Below are 19,949 nucleotides of genomic sequence, written 5' to 3'. Positions count from 1 at the left end.
GGACAGCATGATGCATGAATTAGTTTTTTCCTATTGATCTTATGCATAAGAGCTGGTACAGTGATCTTATATAGATATATAGGAGAAAGAGATGCACGAAATTAATTTTACGAAGGCCTTGCAACAAGGCGGACCGGAGTTTGTATCAAATAATGCAGAAGAAGGAAGAAAAGTTATTTCTGCCATAGAAAGCGAATTGAAGCGATGTGAATCGTTTTTTATTAGTGTTGCTTTTATTACTGCTGGTGGATTAAGTCCCTTGCTTATGACATTAAAAGAATTAGAAGCAAAACAAATTTCTGGACGAATTTTAACCACTAACTTTTTAATGTTCAATGATCCTAAAATATTGGACAAATTAAGCCAATTTAAAAATATTGAACTGCGAATTTTTGATGTGCAAGAATCAGACATTGGCTTTCATACAAAGGGATACGGATTTCATTTGCAAGATGAGTTCACCATAATTATGGGAAGTTCCAATATGACACTTCATGCATTGACACGAAATAAAGAATGGAATGTTCATTATAGTTCGCATAAGCAAGAATCGTTCGTTACCTCTGTATTAGAAGAATTTGAAAGTTTATGGTCTGCTAGTGAGACAAAATCTTATGCAGAATATATAGATACGTATAGACAGTTATATAAACAATATAATGAAGTGAATCAGAAACAGGTATTGCATATAGAGGAAACAAGGAAGTCTGTATATCATGAGGCGCAACAATCTTTGCAACCCAATAGTATGCAGTCCTATGTGATTGAACAGTTCAAACAGCTCTATAAGTCCGGCGCAAATAAAGGCTTACTAATTTCAGCAACAGGGACAGGTAAGACGTATGCTTCTGCATTTGCAGTGAGCAGTGTTAAGCCGAAACGAGTTTTGTTTTTAGTCCATCGTGAACAAGTGGCAAGGCAAGCGTTAGAATCTTATCGACATGTGATTGGCGATACTGTGACATATGGTGTATTGTCGGGTACGGCAAAAGGATTTTCTGAAACCTATTTATTTGCTACGATGCAAATGATGGCGAAGCCTGAATGTTATGAACGATTTTCTCCTACAGATTTTGATGTAATTGTGATTGATGAGGCTCATCGAGCAGGATCTGAAAGTTACCATCGTATTATGGATTACTTTACACCTAAGTTTTGGTTTGCTATGACAGCAAGTCCAGAACGGACGGATGATTTCGATATTTATAAATTATTTGATTATAATATTATTCATGAAATACGCTTACAGCATGCTTTAGAATCTGACTTATTATGTCCATTCCATTATTTTGGTATCAGTCAATTATCAGATGGGATTACAACCTATGAAGGTGATGAGGCACAAAGTATTTTTGCGAATGAATGGGATTATAAGACGAGAGCCAGATTGATTTTAGAACAATGTAACTTTTATGGATATTCAGGAGAACGAGTAAAGGGGTTAGTGTTCTGTCATAGTATAGAAGAAGCACAAGCTTTATCTGATGCATTTAATGAATTAGGGATGCGTACCGTTAGTCTAAGTGGTGCAGACTCACAAGAAAATAGAGAGAAGGCAATTCAACGATTGTCAGGGTCTCATACGAATGAGTCCTTGGATTATATTATGACGGTAGATATTTTTAATGAAGGTATAGACATTCCAGAAGTAAATCAAGTCGTTATGGTCCGTGGCACAGAGAGCCCTATTGTATTTGTGCAACAGTTAGGTCGTGGGTTACGGCGTCACAATAGTAAAGAGTATGTAGTAGTTCTTGACTTTATTGGAAATTTTAATAATAACTTTATGATTCCTGTGGCCCTTTCTGGTGATGTGAGTCATAATAAAGATAGTTTGCGTTATTATGTGCAAGAGGGAACTAGGGTAATACCTGGAGCTTCGACGATCCATTTTGATGCGGTAGCACAAGAGCGAATTTTTAAATCCATCGACACAGCTAAGTTTACTCAGATTAAAAACATTCGCCAGGCCTATAAACAGTTAAAGTATAAATTAGGTCGCATTCCAAGTCTTGTAGATTTTGAAAACTATGGAAGTATCGATATTTCATTAATCTTTAATAGTAGTGCTAAGACGTATTATAAATTTTTGGTGGACTATGAAACAGAGTATACGCATAGATTTTCAACGGTAGAAGCGAAGATACTAGAGTATATGGGTCAATATATGGTGCTTGGAAAGCGAGTACATGAGCTCTATGTATTGGAAGGATTGTTACAAGGTGAAGTAGATCCATTAGCGTATATGAGAACACAATTAGAGATACTAAATATTCCTTGTACAGTTCATACAGAGAGAAATATTATTAATTTGTTCACCGGACAATTTAAAACTGGCACATCTAAAGCTAGCTTTAAAGAAGCGGTGCTTTGTAGAGAAGAAGGTAGTAGCTTACGTATTTCTGATGTATTTTGTGAGGCTTTACAAAAAGAAGGTTTCCGAAATATGATAGAGGACTATGTAAAAGTAGGCTTTCAGAGGTATGAAAAGTATTATAAGGAACGGTATCAAGAAGCATCTTTCACGTTGTATCAGAAATACACCTATGAAGACGTATGTCAATTGATGGAATGGGAAACTAGTATAGTACCATTGAATATTGGTGGTTATAAGTACGATGAAGCAACGAAGACCTACCCTGTATTTATCAATTACGACAAAGGGGAAGATATTTCGGATACTATACGCTATGAAGATAAATTAGTATCTCCTCATCAGTTAATTGCCATTTCTAAAAGTGGTGTAGACCTTACTAATAATTTAGTGCAAAAAGCATTACATGCTCGTGAAGAAGGCATTGCTATGCATCTATTTATTAGAAAAAATAAAAATGATGAAGATGGAGCGAAAGAGTTTTACTATTTAGGACATATCCATGCTACTGGAGAAACAGAAGTATTTACGATGCCGGGGACTACGAAAAAAGCAGTTCGTATTGCCTATGAGTTAGACACACCAATACGAGAAGATTTATATGATTATTTTGTGAACCGTTAAGGAGATATGGATGAAAACGATAGAAGTAGTGGCGGCTGTCATAATGAAAGACAAACAGGTCTTGGCTACACAACGAGGGTATGGAGACTTACAAGGAAGCTGGGAATTTCCAGGCGGAAAGATTGAAGCTGGAGAAGATCATACAACAGCATTGTCTCGTGAAATCCAAGAAGAGTTAGATGTATTTATTGTGGTAGGAGAATTTTTGACCACCGTAGAATATGATTATCTTAGCTTTCATTTGATTATGCATGCCTATCAATGTGAGCTGAAAGGAGAGTTTCATTTACAAGAACATAGTGCAGCTCGTTGGTTAACAAAAGAAATACTATACGATGTAGATTGGTTAGAAGCTGATTTGCCTATCGTGGAATGTGTGGGAAAGTTGATTTGATGAGAAGGACTTTAAAAGCTACAAATGATATACTAATAATAAGTAATATATTGTGAGCTTAGTATGTATTCTTTGATGAAAGTAGAGAGAACATGAAGAAATTAACGACATCGATTGTATTAGCACTATTTAGTGCCACTGTGTTTGCTCCCACTCATGTGGATGCGAGTTGGTTATCTAAAACATTAAAGAAGTTTGAAGCCTCTTGGAATGCAATGGCAGAAAGAGAGCGTGCTTCTAAAGAGGGCTCTGTGGATAAAGTAGAAGAGGATGAACAAGATAGCCAAAATTCTACTAGCACCATACGTTTACCTCAAAAGTCTGATTATCCTAGAAATTATAGAGTGGGGCAAATGGTAGGATATAGATTGAGTGCTGAAGAATATGCTATAGCAGGTGTACACGTTAATTCGACGTATGAAGAAATCCGGAGGGTATTAGGTGAACCAACAGAAGAAGTCCATCATGAACTTCGGAGGGATGGAGAGCAAAAAGCTTTTATGCGGTATGGTGGCATCACCTATCGTAGTATTTACGGGCAGATAGAAACGGCAGGTGAAATAGTAGTAGTTAATAGAGATGCTGTTACTTATCGTGGAATTGCCGTGGGAGACTCATTAGAACAAGTATATAAAGTATATGGCCGCCCAACATATATTTTTGATGATGGTTCATGGTTTTATGGAGTTTTTAAATGGACCACGGACTATATCGGTGGTATATATTTTGAGAATGATGGTGTGAAAGTAACTAAAATTAGAGTTATATAATTAAGAAATCTGAGAGTGCATGTTTAGCAAGGAGGTACCTCATGTCAAATCAATCTCAATTTTATACATCGCCCTTGGTGCAAGAGGTATCTCTTCAGAAGAATTGTCTGTAGAAGATAAAGTTAGGTCATATTTAGAGGTATTATTATGAAAAAATTATCTACATCTATTTTACTAACGCTATTCAGTGCCACCATCTTCACACCAACTCATGTAGAAGCGAGTTGGTTATCTAAAACATGGAAAAAGATTGAAAAATCTTGGAATGAAGCGGGACAACAAAGCGAATCTAGTGAAACAATTGAAACATCTACGAGTAAGATTCGCTTACCACAGCGGTCAGATTACCCAAGCAATTATCCAGTAGGACGAGTGATAGGTCAGCATTTAAATATAAAAGATCGTAGTGTTGCGGGTGTTTTTGTAGGATCAACGTATGAGGATGTTCATAGAGTTTTAGGAACACCTACGGAGGAACAAATGTTTAATCCTTCGTGGAGAAAACCTCAAAATGTATTTGCACGTTATGGAGGTATTACGTTTTATAGTCATGTAATGGCAGTTCATAATACAGATTTAATTGAGATAGTGAATCGTGATGCTACAACGTATAGCGGGATTGCAGTAGGTGATACGTTGGAACAGGTGTATGAAGTGTATGGTCGCCCGACACATATTTTTGATGATAATGTGTGGTTCTATGGTGCGTTTATGCGAGATTCAGACTATATCTATGGTATTAGATTTATTAATGATGGAGAAAGAGTCACAAAAATTATAGTTACATAGATTATATATGGAAAAATATAATGCTTATCTAGGAGGGTTATTATGAAAAAATTAACAACATCTATTTTGCTAGCTGTTTTCAGTGCGACGGTTTTTACACCAGCTTCAGCGGAAGCGAGTTGGTTATCTAAGTCTGAGAAAAAACTAGAAGCAGTTAGGGATAAAACAGAGCAACGAAATACGTCTTTAGAAGTTCAGTCTAGCAGAAATGATGTGGATAGCGAAAGCTCTTCGGGTATAATTAATCTACCTAAGAGGTCAGAGTACCCAAGTAATTTTAGTCTTCATCGGGTTGTTGGAAACCCATTAGATGCTATGGAATATCAGGTTCTAGGAGTTCCAATGGGAGCAACTTTAGGACAAGTTCGATCTAGTTTAGGAAATCCGACTTCTCCTGGACATGGATTGGTATATGGAGGCGTAAGATTTACTCAAGTGTTTACAGAGGGTGACAATAAAGATTCATATGTAGTTAATTATATTGAAATTAAGAATCGAGATGCAGTCACATATAGAGGAATCGGTGTTGGTGATACTTTAGAAAAAGTATACAAGATGTATGGGCGACCAACATATATTTTTAAAACTAATACATGGTTTTATGGAGCCTTTATGTGGAACTCAGATTTTATTTCAGGGATTTCGTTTGAAAATGATGGAGAACGAGTAACTAAGATAAAGATAGATGCACATTAATTTCAGAGAGCTGAACATTTTCCTAACTACAATATAAAATAAATTTGATGCTCAAATTAAGATAATCTATATATTCATTACACTATAAATCAGTTTACTAATACCTCAGGAGGCCTCAATATGATCACAACTAAAATACCCTACTCATCCTCCACTCTTCACAAATCCTCCATCTCCCAAAATAATTCCACCAGTATTACCTATGAATATAGTCCGCTACTAGAGCGATTCCCTTTGACTCATGGTGTCACTTGTCGTTATGGTGGTGTCAGTGAAGGTGACTTCACCAGTTTTAACATGGGGCTTCATGTAGGTGATGATCCTGCGGCGGTGGTGGAGAACCGCAAACGGTTAGCTCAGGTGCTAGGGGTGGATCCGAATCATTTGACTTGTGGTGAGCAAGTGCATGGTGTGGGTGTAACGAGGGTGACAGAGGAGCTCGTCGGTAAAGGGGCTTTTAGTTGGGCTGATAGCATTCCTGATAGTGATGCTATCCATACTAACTTAGTGAATATACCTTTGCTATTACTAGTAGCCGATTGTGTGCCAGTTCTGCTCTATGATGCAGCACATCATGCTGTGGCGGTGATCCATGCAGGATGGCGAGGTGCTATTGTTCATATTGTGGAGCGCACTTTGGACAGCATGCATGAAGACTATGGAACGATGGCTAATGCATGTTACTTGTACATAGGTCCTTCGATTGGTGGAGACTCCTTTGAGGTGAGTGAAGAGATTGCACAACAGTTTCGTCAAGACATAGAAGGGCTTGGACTTTCACAGGAGATAGACCTAGTCAAATATATCCAACGGGAAGGGCAGACGGTGGCCACACCGCATGTAGATTTAAAAGGATACATTGCAACCTGTATGGTACAGCGAGGCATACCGATGGATCAAATCTCTGTATCTGGCACAGATACGATGACAGAAGAACGATGTTATTCGTATCGTCGTGACCAAGGACGTACAGGGCGCATGGCTATGTTTGCTGTGCTACGTGATGTAGAACATAAATTATAATAAAAGTTGTATTGACAGAGTCTATCACTACAGATATTTCTTAGTGATAGTTATGGAAAGTTTGGATGAGATTCCCTGTTTACGGGCAATACATGTATACGATTTATCATAAAGAATAAGAAAATACACAGAAGTAGCCTTGAAATCATGCTTTTTCTATGTACTTTTCTTATTCTTTCGTTTATAATAAAAAAGATAAAGTATTATTTTCTTTATTAAGACCTTTCACAGTAAATAGAAACGACTAAAAAAGGACTGACATATATGATTGCAACAGCATTACATCATGTGCAACAGCGCATAGAAGAAGCAAAAGCACGAGTGGGTAGAACAGACTCGGTCATGCTAGTAGCAGTGACAAAGAATCATCCTGTCGACGCTGTACAAGAAGTGGCTCGCCTCGGTGTGACCACAGTAGGTGAGAATCGTGTACAAGAAGCGCGAGGGAAGATGGAGCTCTATGAGGGCCCCGAATTACAATGGCATTTAATTGGTCAACTACAGAACAATAAGGTGCGCAATGTAATTGGAAAGTTTTCTTTAATTCATTCAGTTCATAGTGTCAAATTACTGGATGAAATCCAGCGTGTCGCGGCTAGAGAAGGACTAGTACAAGAAATATTACTGCAAGTGAATGTGGCTCGAGAAGAGAGCAAATCCGGTATGGATGTAGAAGAATTCCCAGCTATACGGGACTATGCGAAAACCTTGCCTAATATACGGGTGAAAGGGTTGATGTGCATGGCGCCTTTCTTTGATGATCCAGAGGAAGCTCGACCTATATTTAGAGTCGCTCGCGCTTTATTTGAAGATATGAAATCCCATTTTGATGTGGGACAGATTGAATATATATCGATGGGGATGACCCACGATTTTGAAGTAGCAATTGAAGAGGGTGCCAATATTGTGCGTGTGGGAACGGCAATATTTGGAGAACGCCACTATGATGAGTAACGGAGGAAATAACGATGGCACTGAAGGACAGTTGGAATTCTATGAAAAACTTTTTCGCTGGTAATCAAGACGATGAGTATGAATATGAAGAATATGCAGATGAAATCTATGAAGATGATCCACAACAACCAGTGGTAAGCGCACCAGTGGCAGGAAACCCTGCACCTGTGGCACCAGCTGCACGACCAAAAACAGGAGGATATAACACAGTGGCACAACGTTCTAGTGGTATGAAAGTAGTAATTGTCGAACCAAAAGCGTTCGAGGATTCTGAACACATTACAAATCAATTGCGCGATATGCGTCCAGTAGTCATTAATTTTGAAAACACAGATCCACATGAAGCGGCTCGTATCGTTGACTTCGTAAGTGGTGCAACATTTGCGTTAGATGGCAAATTAGAAAAAATTGGAAAAGATATTTTTATCTGTGTTCCAGTGAATGTAACAGTAGATTATACAGATAAAGAATATACAGAATTATCTGATAAATTAGCTTGGAAAGAACCACAAGCCTAAGTATTAGGAGGTAGCCATGCAAAAAATACTGATGATTGGTGTAGGCTCTATGGGCGGTGCTATTTTACAAGGCGCTCTAGAGCAAGGTGTTTGGGGCCCTGATGAAGTTGATGTATTAGTGCGTCGCAGTGAACAGGCCTCCGAATTAGAGCGCCAATTTGGGGTGACAGCTTTCACAGATTGTGAGGCTATACCGGCCTTTGATGAGTATCGATTGATTGTATTTGGTGTAAAACCTCAAGTGTTACCCTCTCTTATGGAGGAGGTAGGACCACATATTGAACCACGAACTATTTGCATCTCCATTGCGGCAGGAATACCGTTAGAGACCTTGCAATCCTTTGCGCCAGAAGCGCATTGGTTGCGAGCGATGCCGAATACTCCGATTTTGGTGAAAGCTGGTTTTACTGCGATTGCTAGTGGTGAAACAGTGACACCAGGTGAAAGGGAGCAAGCCCTGCGTATTTTTGAAGCTTTAGGGGAAGCTGTTGTTTGCTCTGAAGCGGATTTAGATCGCATCGGAGCTTTAGCGGGGGCCGGCCCGGGATATATGTATACCATCCTAGATGCGATGGCGAATGCAGGTGTACGGATTGGCTTGACTAGACAATTGGCCTTGCAAGCAGCGGTACAAACGATGTACGGTTCTGGTTTAATTGCTTTGGAAACAGGCAGCCATCCTAGTGTGCTTCGCGATCAAGTGACATCACCAGGAGGTACAACTATCGCAGGTATTGCAGCGATGGAAAAAGAAGGTCTTCGTTCAGCCATGATGGAAGGCATTCTAGCGTGTTATGAGCGGTCCAATGAAATAGGAAAACAACGTGAAAGATAAAGAAAAGTTAATTCGTTATTTTGAGGCTTCTGGAAATGGAGAAGAAGCGCGGCGCATGATCGACTTAGCGGAACAAGTACAAGCAGGTCGTCCGTATCGGGTGACAGACTTTATGTCTCCGGCGGGTTTGGTGATTGCCGATGCAGTGAAAGCCAATTTCGGTGGCATCGAAACCATCTCCAGTGGCGGTTACGAAGGGGCAGAACGTCTTCGTGTAGCCTTTGTAGATCCACACTTTCAAGGTACGGTAGATTTACAAATAGCCGTATTGAAAGTGTCTTGGGACCCACGATTTAGATTATTAACGCATCGAGATGTGTTAGGTTCCTTGATGGGGTTGGGGATTGATCGCACTCATTTTGGTGATATTATCGTTACCAGTGGGGGCGCTCAAGTAATTGTAGATGCAACGATTGCAGACTTTGTCATCCAAAATTTTACAAAAATTGCCATGGTATCCGTCACGGTATCGCCTATGGAATTGAGTGAATTACAGCCGAAAGAAGAAAAAATAAAAGAAGTGCGTACCACCGTCGCATCTATGCGTTTGGATTCTATTGCATCTTCAGGATTTAGTACGTCACGTACTAAAGTAGTGGAAGCGATCAAAGCAGGGTTAGTACAGGTAAACTGGCAACCAGCAAAAGGACCATCGCAAGAGGTAAAAGAGGGGGATGTCATTTCTCTTCGTGGTAGAGGACGTATGCAAATTGAAGGTATTACAGGTACGTCTAAAAAAGGACGTATCGGAGTACATCTAAAACGATTTATGTAAGGAGGTAGATCCTATGTTAACACCTATGGATATTCACAATAAAGAGTTTGGTAAAGGTATGCGAGGCTATAAATCCGACGAAGTAGACGAGTTTTTGAGCGAAGTAGCCGAAGCGTATGAAACATTGTACCGTGAAAATCGAGAAATGACGGATAAAGTAGAGTACATGGAAAAACGGTTGAGCCAATATGAGTCTACGGAAGAGACGATGCGAAATACCTTGGTATTGGCGCAAGAAACTGGGGAAAATGTAAAAGAAGCAGCTCGTAAAGAAGCAAATTTGATTTTGGAAGAAGCAGGTCAAGAGCGTAAAAAGATTCTAGAAGATGCAAATCGTACTTTGCGCGAAGCAGAAGCAAAATATGCTACCATTGCTAATGAAATGGCCGTATTCCGAGCTAAAGTAGAATCAATTTTGACAGCGCAATTACAATTATTAGATGGAATTTCTTTGCAAAATAACTCAGAAACAAACGTATCGTTAGCAAAAATTGCAACGACTGAGGTAACAGATACAGAAGCATAAGGTGATTTTCGGCTTGATTATTCAAGCCGTTTTTGCCATTGTAGAGATAGATAATATGGGTAGAGATTATGATAACAGTAGGACTTTCACTGAAAGGCAGACCATGTCTTGTTGTCGGTGGTGGGCAAGTAGCCCTACGTAGAATTGAAAAGTTGATAGAAGAAGAGGCCTCGATTCGAGTGGTGAGCCCCGAGGTGTTGCCAGAGATTGTAGCATATCATGAGCAAGGAAAGTTGCAATGGATAGAGGCACCTTACGCATCGAATGATATGGTGGGTCAACAGTTTGTTATCATCGCTACAGATCGACCAGATGTGAATGAAGCTGTTTTACAAGATGCGAGAGCAGTGGGGGCTTTCATCAATCGAGCAGATGTGAAAGAAGATTCCAACTGGGTTTTTGGTAGCTCTACACAGATCGGGGATTTAGATATTTCTATATTTACGAATCAAGTAAGTCCTCGTGTGAGTCGATTGTTACGTCAAGATATAGAACGACGATATACTATATTAGCCGAGTGGCTACCTCAGATTCGCCTATGGAGACAAGAATTGCAACGGTTATTGGCAACGTCAAAAGAACGGGAGCAGTTCTGGCGTATCTATTTGGGCGAATCGGAGTTTATACAAATACTAGAGGGTCATGGAGACTCAGTGAAGGAGAATATTGTACATGCAATTAGTCGTATTAGGTCTGAATCATAGAAGTGCACCTGTAGATGTGAGGGAGAAATTTTCTTTTTCCAAAGAAGCTCTTGATCATGCTATGGATCATATCTATGCTCATGAAGAAGTAGAGGAGTGCGTCCTTTTATCGACGTGTAACCGCACAGAACTCTATGTCGTCCTAAATGATATGGAGAATGTAAAAGAATATATGATACGTCTACTACTGCATCTGAAAGGCAAAGAAACAGTAGACGTAGATGAGAAATGGTTCTTCCTCCATGAAGGGAAGGCGTGTATTTCTCATTTATTTAGAGTAGCATCTAGCTTGGATTCTCTTGTGTTAGGGGAAGGTCAAATTTTGAGCCAATTAAAGATGGCCTATATCTCTTCCTATAGCAAGGGGTTAACAGCATCTGTGTTTAATATTATTTTCCAAAAAGCTATTGCTGTAGGGAAACGGGTACGGACGATGACAGGCATTGCGAATACGCCTGTGTCTGTGAGTTATACAGCTGTGAATTTGGCGGAAGATAGCTTAGATATACCTATGAATGAGGCAAAGGTTCTCATTTTAGGGGCTGGTCAAATGAGTGAGCTCACAGCACGTCATTTGCAAGCTAAGGGTGTGAAGAGTATGTTTGTGTCCAACAGGACTTTCAAAACAGCAGAAGAATTAGCTACACAATTCAATGGTAAGGCGGTGGCCTTTGACCATTTTGTGGGAGAAGCCAAAACAGCAGATATTATCATCACATCCACAGGTGCATCACATTACGTGATCGAGCGAGAAGAAGCAGAAGAAATTATGGATGGTCGTGGTGGTAAGCCAATTGTCATGATCGATATTGCTGTCCCTCGTGATATCAATCCAGATGTAACAGAGATTCCAGGTGTCTATTTGTTTAATATTGATGCCTTGGAAAGTGTAGTAGAAGCGAATAAACATCAACGAGAGGAAGAAGCTCGTAAGGCAGAACCGATTATTGAAGAAGCCTTAGGGGAAATCGAAGAGAAATTGCAATATTTATCGGTTCGTCCTATTATGGTTTTACTCAGCGAAAAAGCAGAAGCCATTCGTAAACGTGAAGTGCATCGTGCTATGGCGAAGTTACCAGATGCGACAGATCGTGAGCGCAAAATTATTAGCAATATGTCTCGTATGTTGGTGCGTAAATTATTGCGGGATCCAATGATTCACTTTGGTGAAATAGCGGGTAAAGAGGAAGAACGAGATTATTGGAAGTTATTCCAAGATATGTTTGCTTTGGAAGTGGAGGATGACACACTATGAGAGAGACAATTCGTATAGGCACCCGTAGTAGTGCCCTTGCTTTATGGCAAGCCAATTATGTAGCCGATACATTGCGCAAACATTATCCACAATGCCAGGTGGAGTTAGTCCATCACAGTACAAAGGGGGATCGCATTTTAGAAAAACCATTGGCTGAAATTGGCGGGAAAGGTTTATTTACAGAAGAACTAGAAGCATCGATGCGCGATGGGAGTATTGATTTGGCTGTACACAGCTTGAAAGATATGCCTACAGAATTACCAGAAGATTTGGTATTAGGTGCTATTACAGAACGTGAAACACCATGTGATGCCTTGGTATCTCCGAAATATAAAACCTTAGATCAATTGCCACAAGGTGCTAAGGTAGGTACTAGTAGTTTGCGTCGTCAAGCACAACTATTGAATCGACGTCCTGATTTACAGATTTCTGTACTTCGTGGCAATGTGCAGACACGTTTGAATAAATTAGAAACAGAAAACTTTGATGCCATTGTACTGGCAGAGGCAGGGTTAAAACGGTTGGGCTTGGAATCTGTTATAACACAGACTTTCACTAGCGATGAAATCATCCCTGCTGTAGGGCAAGGGGCATTGGGCATTGAATGTCGCAAGGATGATGCAGAAATGCTAGATATGTTATCTGTATTACATGATGAAAATACCATGTGGGCTACTCGTGGAGAGCGCAGTTTCCTTCGTCAACTCGAGGGTGGTTGCCAAGTACCGATGGGTGTACATGGGACGATTTATAAAGGACAATTAACGTTGAAAGCGATCATTGCTTCCTTAGATGGAAAGAATTGTTTTGAAGGTGAATTGTCAGGTCCAAAAGAAAAAGCAGATATGTTAGGTCGTAATTTGGCAAAAGCTCTCTATGAAGAAGGTGGCAAAGCCATCATCGATGACTTGGTAGAAAGAGGAGTGTTGAAATGACAGGGATTGTATATTTAATTGGTGCCGGACCGGGCGATCATAAGTTAATCACTCTAAAAGGTAAGGAATGTATTGAAAAAGCTGACGTTATCATCTATGACTATCTAGCAGATGCGCATTTCTTGTCCTATGCGAAAGAAGGGGCAGAGATTATTTATGCGGGCAAAAAAAGTAACAATCATACGATGCACCAATGGGAAATCAACGAACTTCTCGTGAAATGTGGATTAGAAGGCAAAGTGGTGGCTCGTCTAAAAGGCGGCGACCCCCTAGTATTTGGTCGTGGTGGTGAAGAGGCCTTGGCTTTGGTAGAAGCGGGCGTGCCATTTGAATTTGTACCTGGTATCACATCTGGTATTTCTGCACCAGCTTATGCAGGGATCCCTGTTACACAGCGTGCCATGGCGACCTCTTTTGCCATCGTTACTGGTCATGAAGATCCAACAAAACCAGAGTCTGGTATGAACTGGGAGGGCTTAGCCAAATCTGTGGATACCATCTCCTTTGTGATGGGTATTTCTAATTTACCGAATATTGCTAATAACTTAATCAAATACGGTCGTTCTAAGGAAACACCAGTGGCGGTCATCCGTTGGGGCACAAAACCAATCCAAGAAACGTTGGTCTCTACCTTAGAGCATGTGGTAGAAGATGTAGAGAAAGCACAATTGAAAGCGCCAGCCATCGTTATCGTTGGGGAAGTAGTATCTCTTCGTGAACAATTGCGTTGGTTTGATAATAAACCATTGTTTGGTAAAACCATCGTGGTCACACGAGCTCGTAGCAAAGCGAGTGCCTTATCTGAACGTTTACTAGAATTAGGTGCACATGTCATCGAAGCATCTGCCATCAAAACACAGGCCTTGCCTCGTACAGAAGAGATGGATGTGACCTATGATAGCTTATCTTCCTACGATGGATTAATTTTTACATCTGCCGAAGGGGTGCGGTTCTTTTTTGATGGCTTATTAGATCGTGGACTCGATAGCCGTGCCTTAGGTTCTATGAAAGTATGTGCTATCGGCAGTGCTACAGCGAAATCCTTATTAGATCGAGGTATTCGTGCGGACATCGTGCCACCAAATTACCAAGCGGAATCTGTGGTAGAAACGATTACTGCTGAACAAGGCCGTGTATGGCCAGAGCGAGCGCTAGGGGACTTGCGGTTTGTGTTGGTACAACCAAAAGTGGCGCGCGATGTGATTTACAAAGGACTTTCGCAGGCGGGATGCGATGTAAGTGTATTGCGTTTGTATGAAACGGTACAAGACACGTCCCACAAAGAATATTTAGAAGAAGCCTTGCGAGCAGGAGAAGTAGATTACATTACGTTCACAAGTTCTTCTACGGTGACAAATACAAAAGATATGCTTGGAGCTGATGCGGTGACCTTACTAAGCAATACGAAGGTTGTTTGTATTGGACCAATTACAGGAGCCACTTGTGTGGAAGAAGGCATTCAACCAGATTTGATTGGGGAAACTTTCACAATCCCTGCGATGGTGGACTTAATCTTGAACGATTGCAAATAGAAAGAGGCACAGTATGGAATTACGAAATAGACCAAGACGATTGCGCATTAATCCAGCCATGCGTGCGTTGGTTCGTGAAACAACATTACAAGTAGATGATTTAATCTATCCTATATTTATTGTTCCTGGAACAGCAGTGAAAGAAGAAATTTCTTCCTTACCAGGACAATACCATGTGTCCGTGGATGAGGCTGTAAAATTGGCGAAAGAAGCCTATGACTTAGGTATCAAGGGTGTGGAAATTTTCGGCATTCCTACTTACAAAGATGAAGATGGTTCTTCTGCGTGGGACATGGAACAACCGGTACAACAAGCGATTATGGCCATTCGCAAAGAAGTACCAGACCTAATCGTGATCTCTGATGTATGCTTATGCCAATACACATCTACCGGTCATTGCGGTCATGTGGAGCATCATGAAGTCATCAATGATGCGACGTTGCCATTGTTGTGCAATGTAGCAGTGAGCCATGCGAAAGCGGGCGCTCACATGGTGGCGCCATCGGACATGATGGATGGACGTATCGCGGCGATCCGTGAAGCTTTAGATGCAGAGGGATTCAGCCATGTATCGATCATGAGTTATGCGGCGAAATATGCATCTGCTTATTATGGTCCATTCCGTGATGCAGTCCATTCGGCACCTGGCTTTGGGGACCGTAAAGGATACCAAATGGACGAGGCTAACCGTTTAGAAGCCTTGCGTGAAGTGGAACAAGATATCATCGAAGGGGCGGATATCATCATGATTAAGCCGGCTTTATCCTATTTGGATATCGTACGCGAAGTGCGAGACAACTTCGATTGCCCATTAGCCGTTTACAATGTCAGCGGTGAATATGCCATGATTAAAACGGCAGCAGCAGCAGGTTTAGTGGACGAAAAACGCATTACTTTAGAAACCTTGTTATCCATGAAACGAGCAGGGGCAAAGATGATTATTACTTACCATGCCCTTGATGTGGCACGTTGGCTACAAGAAAAATAGTGTGGAAATATAGGAGCCATTATGTTTAGTTTAGAAAAATCAAAACAAGCCTTTGCAGAGGCTCGTACATATATGCCGGGCGGCGTGAACAGTCCTGTTCGCTCCTACCGCAGTGTGGGGGGGAATCCTCCTTTCATCAGTTCTGCCAGTGGATCTCGCATTTACGATATTGATGGCAATGAATACATCGATTACGTATTGTCTTGGGGTCCTATGATTCTAGGCCATGCGAATCCTGAAATTGTCGCATCCATTTTGGAAGCCATCCCTCGCGGTACTAGTTATGGGGCGCCAACGCTACTAGAAACAGAAGTGGCGAAGAAAATCCAAGCTTTCTATCCGTCGATGGAAATGGTGCGCATGGTGAACTCCGGCACAGAATCTACCATGAGTGCATTGCGTTTGGCTCGTGGCTATACAGGTCGTGACAAAATTGTGAAATTCATTGGCTGTTACCATGGTCATAGCGATAGTTTATTGGTGAAAGCTGGCTCCGGCTTAGCTACCTTTGGTGTGCCTGACAGTCCAGGTGTGCCAACTGGTGTGGCAGGAGATACGATTACTTTGCCGTACAATGATTCTGATGCGGTTCGCCAATTATTTGCAGAACATGGCAAAAGCATCGCAGCCATCATCGTAGAACCAGTAGCAGGTAATATGGGTTGTGTGCCTCCTGTGGAAGGATTCTTGGAAACCTTGCGTGAAGTAACGACAGAGCACGGCGCAGTCCTCATCTTTGATGAAGTGATGTGCGGATTCCGTTCTAGTTCTGGAGGAGCACAAAAATATTACAATGTCATCCCAGATTTGACATGCTTAGGTAAAATCGTAGGCGGCGGTTTACCGATGGCAGTATTCGGTGGTAAGAAAGAGATCATGTCTGCCATCGCTCCATCCGGTCCTGTGTATCAAGCAGGCACCTTGAGTGGTAACCCTGTAGCCATGGCAGCAGGTCTAGCTACTTTATCAATGTTGCAAAAACATCCGAATGCATTCCGTCAAGTAGAGGAATCTACGGAATTGCTTTGCCAAGGATTAGAAGCAGCGGCGAAAGAAGTAGGCGTACCTGTGGTGGTACAACGTGTGGGCTCTATGTTTACACTGTTCTTCACGGACAAAGCGGTACATAACTTTGATGATGCCAGTGCTTGCGATATGGAAGCGTTTAAAACATTCTTCCATTACAACTTGGAACGTGGCATCTATTATGCAGCCAGCCAATATGAAAGCAACTTCTTGTCTACATGTCATAGCGAACAAGACTTGGCATACACATTGCAAATTGCGAAGGAAGCGTTTCAAACGATTAAGGGATAGTAGGAGAACTGACGGTTTTCAAAGTATTGGAAACTGACGGGAATCAATATCACCTAACAGAATACACGTATGAATAGAAATGCCATACACATCGAAGATAATCTATGTTACACTAGATTATAGAGAGTGTATGGCATTCTTTTATTATATAGGAGGTGTAATGATGAGTATTTTAATCTCTCCGAAAGAATTACAAGAACAATTAAATAGAGTGGTGGTCCTCGATGCACGAGGCTTTGATGCCTATGCAGCAGCGCATATTCCAGGGGCTTTTGCCATCGATATGGATGCGCATATGAGCGGACCATTAGGCGTGCACGGCGGTCGTCATCCAGTGCCAGATATGTCCGTATTAGCACAACGATTGAGTGAATGCGGTGTGACCATGGATTCGCACATTGTGGTGTACGATGCATGGATTTCCTTTGCTGGTCGCTTACGGTTTTTGCTACTATACATGGGTTTCACCAATGTGAAAGTCCTAGCGGGTGGCATTGAACGATGGTACCGTGAGGGGTATCCGTTGACACAAGAATCTACACCTACTGTGGCAAATCCACAACCATTACAGTACACATTGCAAGAGCATTTAGTGATGAGCCGTGATGAAGTATTACAAGCTAGCCAAACAGGTAGTCATGTCATCATCGATGCACGGGCACCACAACGGTACGATGGATCTGTAGTGGATACCATGGATGGTATGACAGGACATATTCCAGGGGCGATCAACCATTTCTACGAATGGGGCTTTACCTCTGATGGCGTACGTCCCATTGCAGAATTAGAACAAGCCTACGGCGACTTAGCTAAGGTGGAAAAACCTATCGTTACCTATTGTGGATCTGGTGTGACAGCAGCGAACTTGATGATTGTTCTTGCTGAAATTGGTGTAGAACCTGCTATGTACGTAGGTAGTTCTAGCGATTGGGTGACTTACGAAGGATTCCCGTTGGAGACAGGGGTGAATACATTATAGTTTTGATTTGATGTTGTCAGTATAGCGGGTACTGATTCGTAAGTGTGTAAAGTACTACTATAGCGTAATGTATGCTACACATATGGCCGTAGTAGATTAGATTTATATATAAAATGTTTTTAATAAAATAAGATAAAAAACAGAGGCCTTTGGAATAAGACCTCTGTTTTGTTATATTGTATTTATTTTTTAATAGTTTCTCGAAGGTGTGTCCTTATGAGTATATATTGTGTAGTAGATACTAAGTAGTAAAGAACTCATATAATGCGGAGTATATAGTGTTTCAAAATATACAGTATTTTACAGGAGCGTAATTAATGATTTGCTGTCTGTGTGCGTCCCAGTGTAACTTTCAAGAACACTCCTGTCAGTGCAATAATCGCCCCTGTGGTGATAAACATAGTGCCGAAGCCCCATTGGGATGCGATGAAGGAACCGCCCAAGGATCCGATGAAGTAGCCCATAAATAAGGTGGATTGGTTATAGGCGAAGACTTGCCCTGCAAATGCTTTCGGGGTAATGCTCGATAGGTAGGTGTTAATACCTGGTAATAATCCGCCTAGGCCGATACCGAGTAGGAATCGCAAGATACACAAGGTGTAGATGTTATTGACGAAGGCTTGTGGTATGGTCACGAGGCCCACATAGATGAAACTTGTCCAAAGGATAAATCGAGGACCTAGTTTGTCGATGTATTTACCGAGGACGGAGCTAGCCACCATTTGTGCCAAACCTGTTACGGTAAATGTTAATCCCGCCAAGAGGGCAATGTGCTCTGCCCCTTGCCCCACGATTTGTTGCACGAATACAGATAGGATCGGTGCCGTTGCCATAGTGGTGAAAGCAAAGATAAAGGAACCTATAGAGATATAGATCAACCCTTTCCAGTCGGGAATGGATGCTTTCAACGTAGCCAGTGATTGCGATGTCCCCTTTGGTTGTGGTGTAAATTCTTCTTTCACAAAGAATAAGGTAGACAAGAAGGCTGTCCCCAGTAAGGCAGATACGATGAAGAAAGCGTACCGAATGCCAAAGAGTCCACCGATGTAACCACCGATCATGGGACCTAAGAGGGAGCCACCGAGGTTGGCAGCGGACAGGAGTCCAAGAGCCCAACCTGTTTGTGTTTGTGGCGTTTGCGTAGCTACGAGGGTAATGGAGCCAGAGAAAAATCCGGAAATCATTCCGTTTAGAATCCGTATGATAACGATGTGTTCGGGAGCTTGGGCAAATCCGAGAAGAGCGTTGGTAATAGCCATCCCAAGACTAGCGCGCAATAGAATGAGTTTGCGCCCTTTGCGGTCCGCAAGCTTGCCCCAAAAGGGTGCGAAGAGGGCCACCATAAGATAGGTCATGCCCATGGCGAGGCCAGACCAATTGGCGAGGTCCGCCTGATCGTGGACCCCTAGGTCTTGTAAATATAACGGAATGAGAGGGGCTGCTTGACTAAGCCCCACTGATGCCATGAAGGCACCAAATAAACAAACATATAATGTGCGTTTCCAAAGTTCCATGTTGACTCCTATGTGCGTGGTGTAAAACTGTAATCATCCATGTACTTATGGTAGCATATCAGTGAGATTTATTATACCCCCAACACTAGATATATGTGAAAATATAATGGCTATTTTTAACTTCTAAATATACTTTCATAAATATCATTCAATAATGGTATTATGGTTATAGGATATATCGTTTATTGTGTACGTATAGAAATGCGTTTAGACCTATTGCAAGTACTCTGCAGATAGTATATAATTGTATCTGTAATTGACAACGATATATGTTAATACGTTGATAAAGACGGTCATGCAAGGTAGCTCCGAGCGAGTGAGGGATGGTGAAAGCCTCATGGGTGAATGCATGGCGGATCACTTTTGAGTATATGTTGGGGAGCCCGTACTGGGGGTACTCACATCGGTGGACACCGTTATATGTTTGAGCGATGATTCGTTGGGGGT

19 protein-coding genes are annotated in these 19,949 nt (G+C 41.5%); 18 read left to right on the top strand and 1 reads right to left on the bottom strand.

The features are described 5' to 3' along the window. Positions 1 to 91 precede the first annotated feature (91 nt). From EO115_RS06000 to EO115_RS05915, 18 genes are all read left to right on the top strand, one after another. Positions 92 to 2,998: a DUF3427 domain-containing protein gene (locus EO115_RS06000; protein ID WP_126938061.1), complete on the top strand. Its 2,907-nt coding sequence runs from the start codon at positions 92 to 94 to the stop codon at positions 2,996 to 2,998. A gap of 10 nt (positions 2,999 to 3,008) precedes the next feature. Next, positions 3,009 to 3,392, top strand: a complete 384-nt coding sequence (locus EO115_RS05995) for a (deoxy)nucleoside triphosphate pyrophosphohydrolase (protein WP_126938060.1) — start codon at positions 3,009 to 3,011, stop codon at positions 3,390 to 3,392. 92 nt (positions 3,393 to 3,484) lie between these two features. Beyond that, on the top strand, positions 3,485 to 4,162 hold the full coding sequence (locus EO115_RS05990) for a hypothetical protein (protein ID WP_126938059.1): 678 nt from the start codon (positions 3,485 to 3,487) through the stop codon (positions 4,160 to 4,162). A gap of 147 nt (positions 4,163 to 4,309) precedes the next feature. After that, positions 4,310 to 4,951, top strand: a complete 642-nt coding sequence (locus tag EO115_RS05985; RefSeq protein WP_126938058.1) for a hypothetical protein — start codon at positions 4,310 to 4,312, stop codon at positions 4,949 to 4,951. A 42-nt stretch (positions 4,952 to 4,993) separates the two neighbouring features. Next, the gene (locus EO115_RS05980) at positions 4,994 to 5,647 is read left to right on the top strand and encodes a hypothetical protein (protein ID WP_126938057.1); all 654 of its coding nucleotides are present in this window, start codon (positions 4,994 to 4,996) and stop codon (positions 5,645 to 5,647) included. A 120-nt stretch (positions 5,648 to 5,767) separates the two neighbouring features. After that, a complete protein-coding gene (gene pgeF / locus EO115_RS05975) occupies positions 5,768 to 6,670 on the top strand; it encodes a peptidoglycan editing factor PgeF (RefSeq protein WP_126938056.1) in 903 nt (300 codons plus the stop codon). Positions 6,671 to 6,934: 264 nt separating this feature from the next. Further along, positions 6,935 to 7,624 (top strand): YggS family pyridoxal phosphate-dependent enzyme, encoded by a 690-nt coding sequence (locus EO115_RS05970; RefSeq protein WP_126938055.1) that lies wholly within the window; start codon positions 6,935 to 6,937, stop codon positions 7,622 to 7,624. A gap of 14 nt (positions 7,625 to 7,638) precedes the next feature. Beyond that, positions 7,639 to 8,142, top strand: a complete 504-nt coding sequence (locus EO115_RS05965) for a cell division protein SepF (RefSeq protein WP_126938054.1) — start codon at positions 7,639 to 7,641, stop codon at positions 8,140 to 8,142. A gap of 16 nt (positions 8,143 to 8,158) precedes the next feature. Further along, a complete protein-coding gene (gene proC, locus EO115_RS05960) occupies positions 8,159 to 8,977 on the top strand; it encodes a pyrroline-5-carboxylate reductase (protein ID WP_126938053.1) in 819 nt (272 codons plus the stop codon). Then, complete coding sequence (locus EO115_RS05955; RefSeq protein WP_126938052.1) at positions 8,967 to 9,752, top strand: RNA-binding protein; 786 nt, start codon at positions 8,967 to 8,969, stop codon at positions 9,750 to 9,752. Before proC ends, EO115_RS05955 begins: the two co-directional genes overlap by 11 nt. Positions 9,753 to 9,765: 13 nt before the next feature. After that, positions 9,766 to 10,278, top strand: coding sequence for a DivIVA domain-containing protein (locus EO115_RS05950; RefSeq protein ID WP_126938051.1), 513 nt, complete (start codon positions 9,766 to 9,768; stop codon positions 10,276 to 10,278). Between the two features lie 68 nt (positions 10,279 to 10,346). Next, positions 10,347 to 10,982: a bifunctional precorrin-2 dehydrogenase/sirohydrochlorin ferrochelatase gene (locus tag EO115_RS05945; protein ID WP_126938050.1), complete on the top strand. Its 636-nt coding sequence runs from the start codon at positions 10,347 to 10,349 to the stop codon at positions 10,980 to 10,982. Beyond that, positions 10,951 to 12,237, top strand: a complete 1,287-nt coding sequence (gene hemA, locus EO115_RS05940) for a glutamyl-tRNA reductase (RefSeq protein ID WP_126938049.1) — start codon at positions 10,951 to 10,953, stop codon at positions 12,235 to 12,237. Before EO115_RS05945 ends, hemA begins: the two co-directional genes overlap by 32 nt. Next, a complete protein-coding gene (gene hemC / locus EO115_RS05935; protein WP_126938048.1) occupies positions 12,234 to 13,172 on the top strand; it encodes a hydroxymethylbilane synthase in 939 nt (312 codons plus the stop codon). The genes hemA and hemC overlap by 4 nt, the downstream gene beginning before the upstream one ends. After that, positions 13,169 to 14,704, top strand: coding sequence for a uroporphyrinogen-III C-methyltransferase (gene cobA / locus EO115_RS05930; RefSeq protein WP_126938047.1), 1,536 nt, complete (start codon positions 13,169 to 13,171; stop codon positions 14,702 to 14,704). Before hemC ends, cobA begins: the two co-directional genes overlap by 4 nt. Before the next feature lie 13 nt (positions 14,705 to 14,717). Continuing rightward, positions 14,718 to 15,692, top strand: a complete 975-nt coding sequence (gene hemB, locus EO115_RS05925; RefSeq protein ID WP_126938046.1) for a porphobilinogen synthase — start codon at positions 14,718 to 14,720, stop codon at positions 15,690 to 15,692. A 21-nt stretch (positions 15,693 to 15,713) separates the two neighbouring features. Beyond that, on the top strand, positions 15,714 to 17,009 hold the full coding sequence (gene hemL / locus EO115_RS05920; RefSeq protein WP_126938045.1) for a glutamate-1-semialdehyde 2,1-aminomutase: 1,296 nt from the start codon (positions 15,714 to 15,716) through the stop codon (positions 17,007 to 17,009). A 163-nt stretch (positions 17,010 to 17,172) separates the two neighbouring features. Next, complete coding sequence (locus EO115_RS05915) at positions 17,173 to 17,988, top strand: sulfurtransferase (protein WP_126938109.1); 816 nt, start codon at positions 17,173 to 17,175, stop codon at positions 17,986 to 17,988. A 314-nt stretch (positions 17,989 to 18,302) separates the two neighbouring features. Here the strand turns inward: EO115_RS05915 and EO115_RS05910 are convergent, their stop codons facing one another. Continuing rightward, complete coding sequence (locus EO115_RS05910; protein WP_126938044.1) at positions 18,303 to 19,502, bottom strand: MFS transporter; 1,200 nt, start codon at positions 19,500 to 19,502, stop codon at positions 18,303 to 18,305. Positions 19,503 to 19,949 lie beyond the last annotated feature (447 nt).

It is taken from the genome of Veillonella sp. CHU740 (genome assembly GCF_003992055.1).
Taxonomy (GTDB): Bacteria; Bacillota; Negativicutes; order Veillonellales; family Veillonellaceae; genus F0422.
This window is presented reverse-complemented; position numbering and strand designations above follow the sequence as displayed.

Coding starts and splice junctions, on each gene's coding strand:
- EO115_RS06000 (WP_126938061.1), top strand. CDS start 92: ATGCACGAAATTAATTTTACGAAGGCCTTGCAACAAGGCGGACCGGAG.
- EO115_RS05995 (WP_126938060.1), top strand. CDS start 3,009: ATGAAAACGATAGAAGTAGTGGCGGCTGTCATAATGAAAGACAAACAG.
- EO115_RS05990 (WP_126938059.1), top strand. CDS start 3,485: ATGAAGAAATTAACGACATCGATTGTATTAGCACTATTTAGTGCCACT.
- EO115_RS05985 (WP_126938058.1), top strand. CDS start 4,310: ATGAAAAAATTATCTACATCTATTTTACTAACGCTATTCAGTGCCACC.
- EO115_RS05980 (WP_126938057.1), top strand. CDS start 4,994: ATGAAAAAATTAACAACATCTATTTTGCTAGCTGTTTTCAGTGCGACG.
- pgeF (WP_126938056.1), top strand. CDS start 5,768: ATGATCACAACTAAAATACCCTACTCATCCTCCACTCTTCACAAATCC.
- EO115_RS05970 (WP_126938055.1), top strand. CDS start 6,935: ATGATTGCAACAGCATTACATCATGTGCAACAGCGCATAGAAGAAGCA.
- EO115_RS05965 (WP_126938054.1), top strand. CDS start 7,639: ATGGCACTGAAGGACAGTTGGAATTCTATGAAAAACTTTTTCGCTGGT.
- proC (WP_126938053.1), top strand. CDS start 8,159: ATGCAAAAAATACTGATGATTGGTGTAGGCTCTATGGGCGGTGCTATT.
- EO115_RS05950 (WP_126938051.1), top strand. CDS start 9,766: ATGTTAACACCTATGGATATTCACAATAAAGAGTTTGGTAAAGGTATG.
- EO115_RS05945 (WP_126938050.1), top strand. CDS start 10,347: ATGATAACAGTAGGACTTTCACTGAAAGGCAGACCATGTCTTGTTGTC.
- hemA (WP_126938049.1), top strand. CDS start 10,951: ATGCAATTAGTCGTATTAGGTCTGAATCATAGAAGTGCACCTGTAGAT.
- hemC (WP_126938048.1), top strand. CDS start 12,234: ATGAGAGAGACAATTCGTATAGGCACCCGTAGTAGTGCCCTTGCTTTA.
- cobA (WP_126938047.1), top strand. CDS start 13,169: ATGACAGGGATTGTATATTTAATTGGTGCCGGACCGGGCGATCATAAG.
- hemB (WP_126938046.1), top strand. CDS start 14,718: ATGGAATTACGAAATAGACCAAGACGATTGCGCATTAATCCAGCCATG.
- hemL (WP_126938045.1), top strand. CDS start 15,714: ATGTTTAGTTTAGAAAAATCAAAACAAGCCTTTGCAGAGGCTCGTACA.
- EO115_RS05915 (WP_126938109.1), top strand. CDS start 17,173: ATGAGTATTTTAATCTCTCCGAAAGAATTACAAGAACAATTAAATAGA.
- EO115_RS05910 (WP_126938044.1), bottom strand. CDS start 19,502: ATGGAACTTTGGAAACGCACATTATATGTTTGTTTATTTGGTGCCTTC.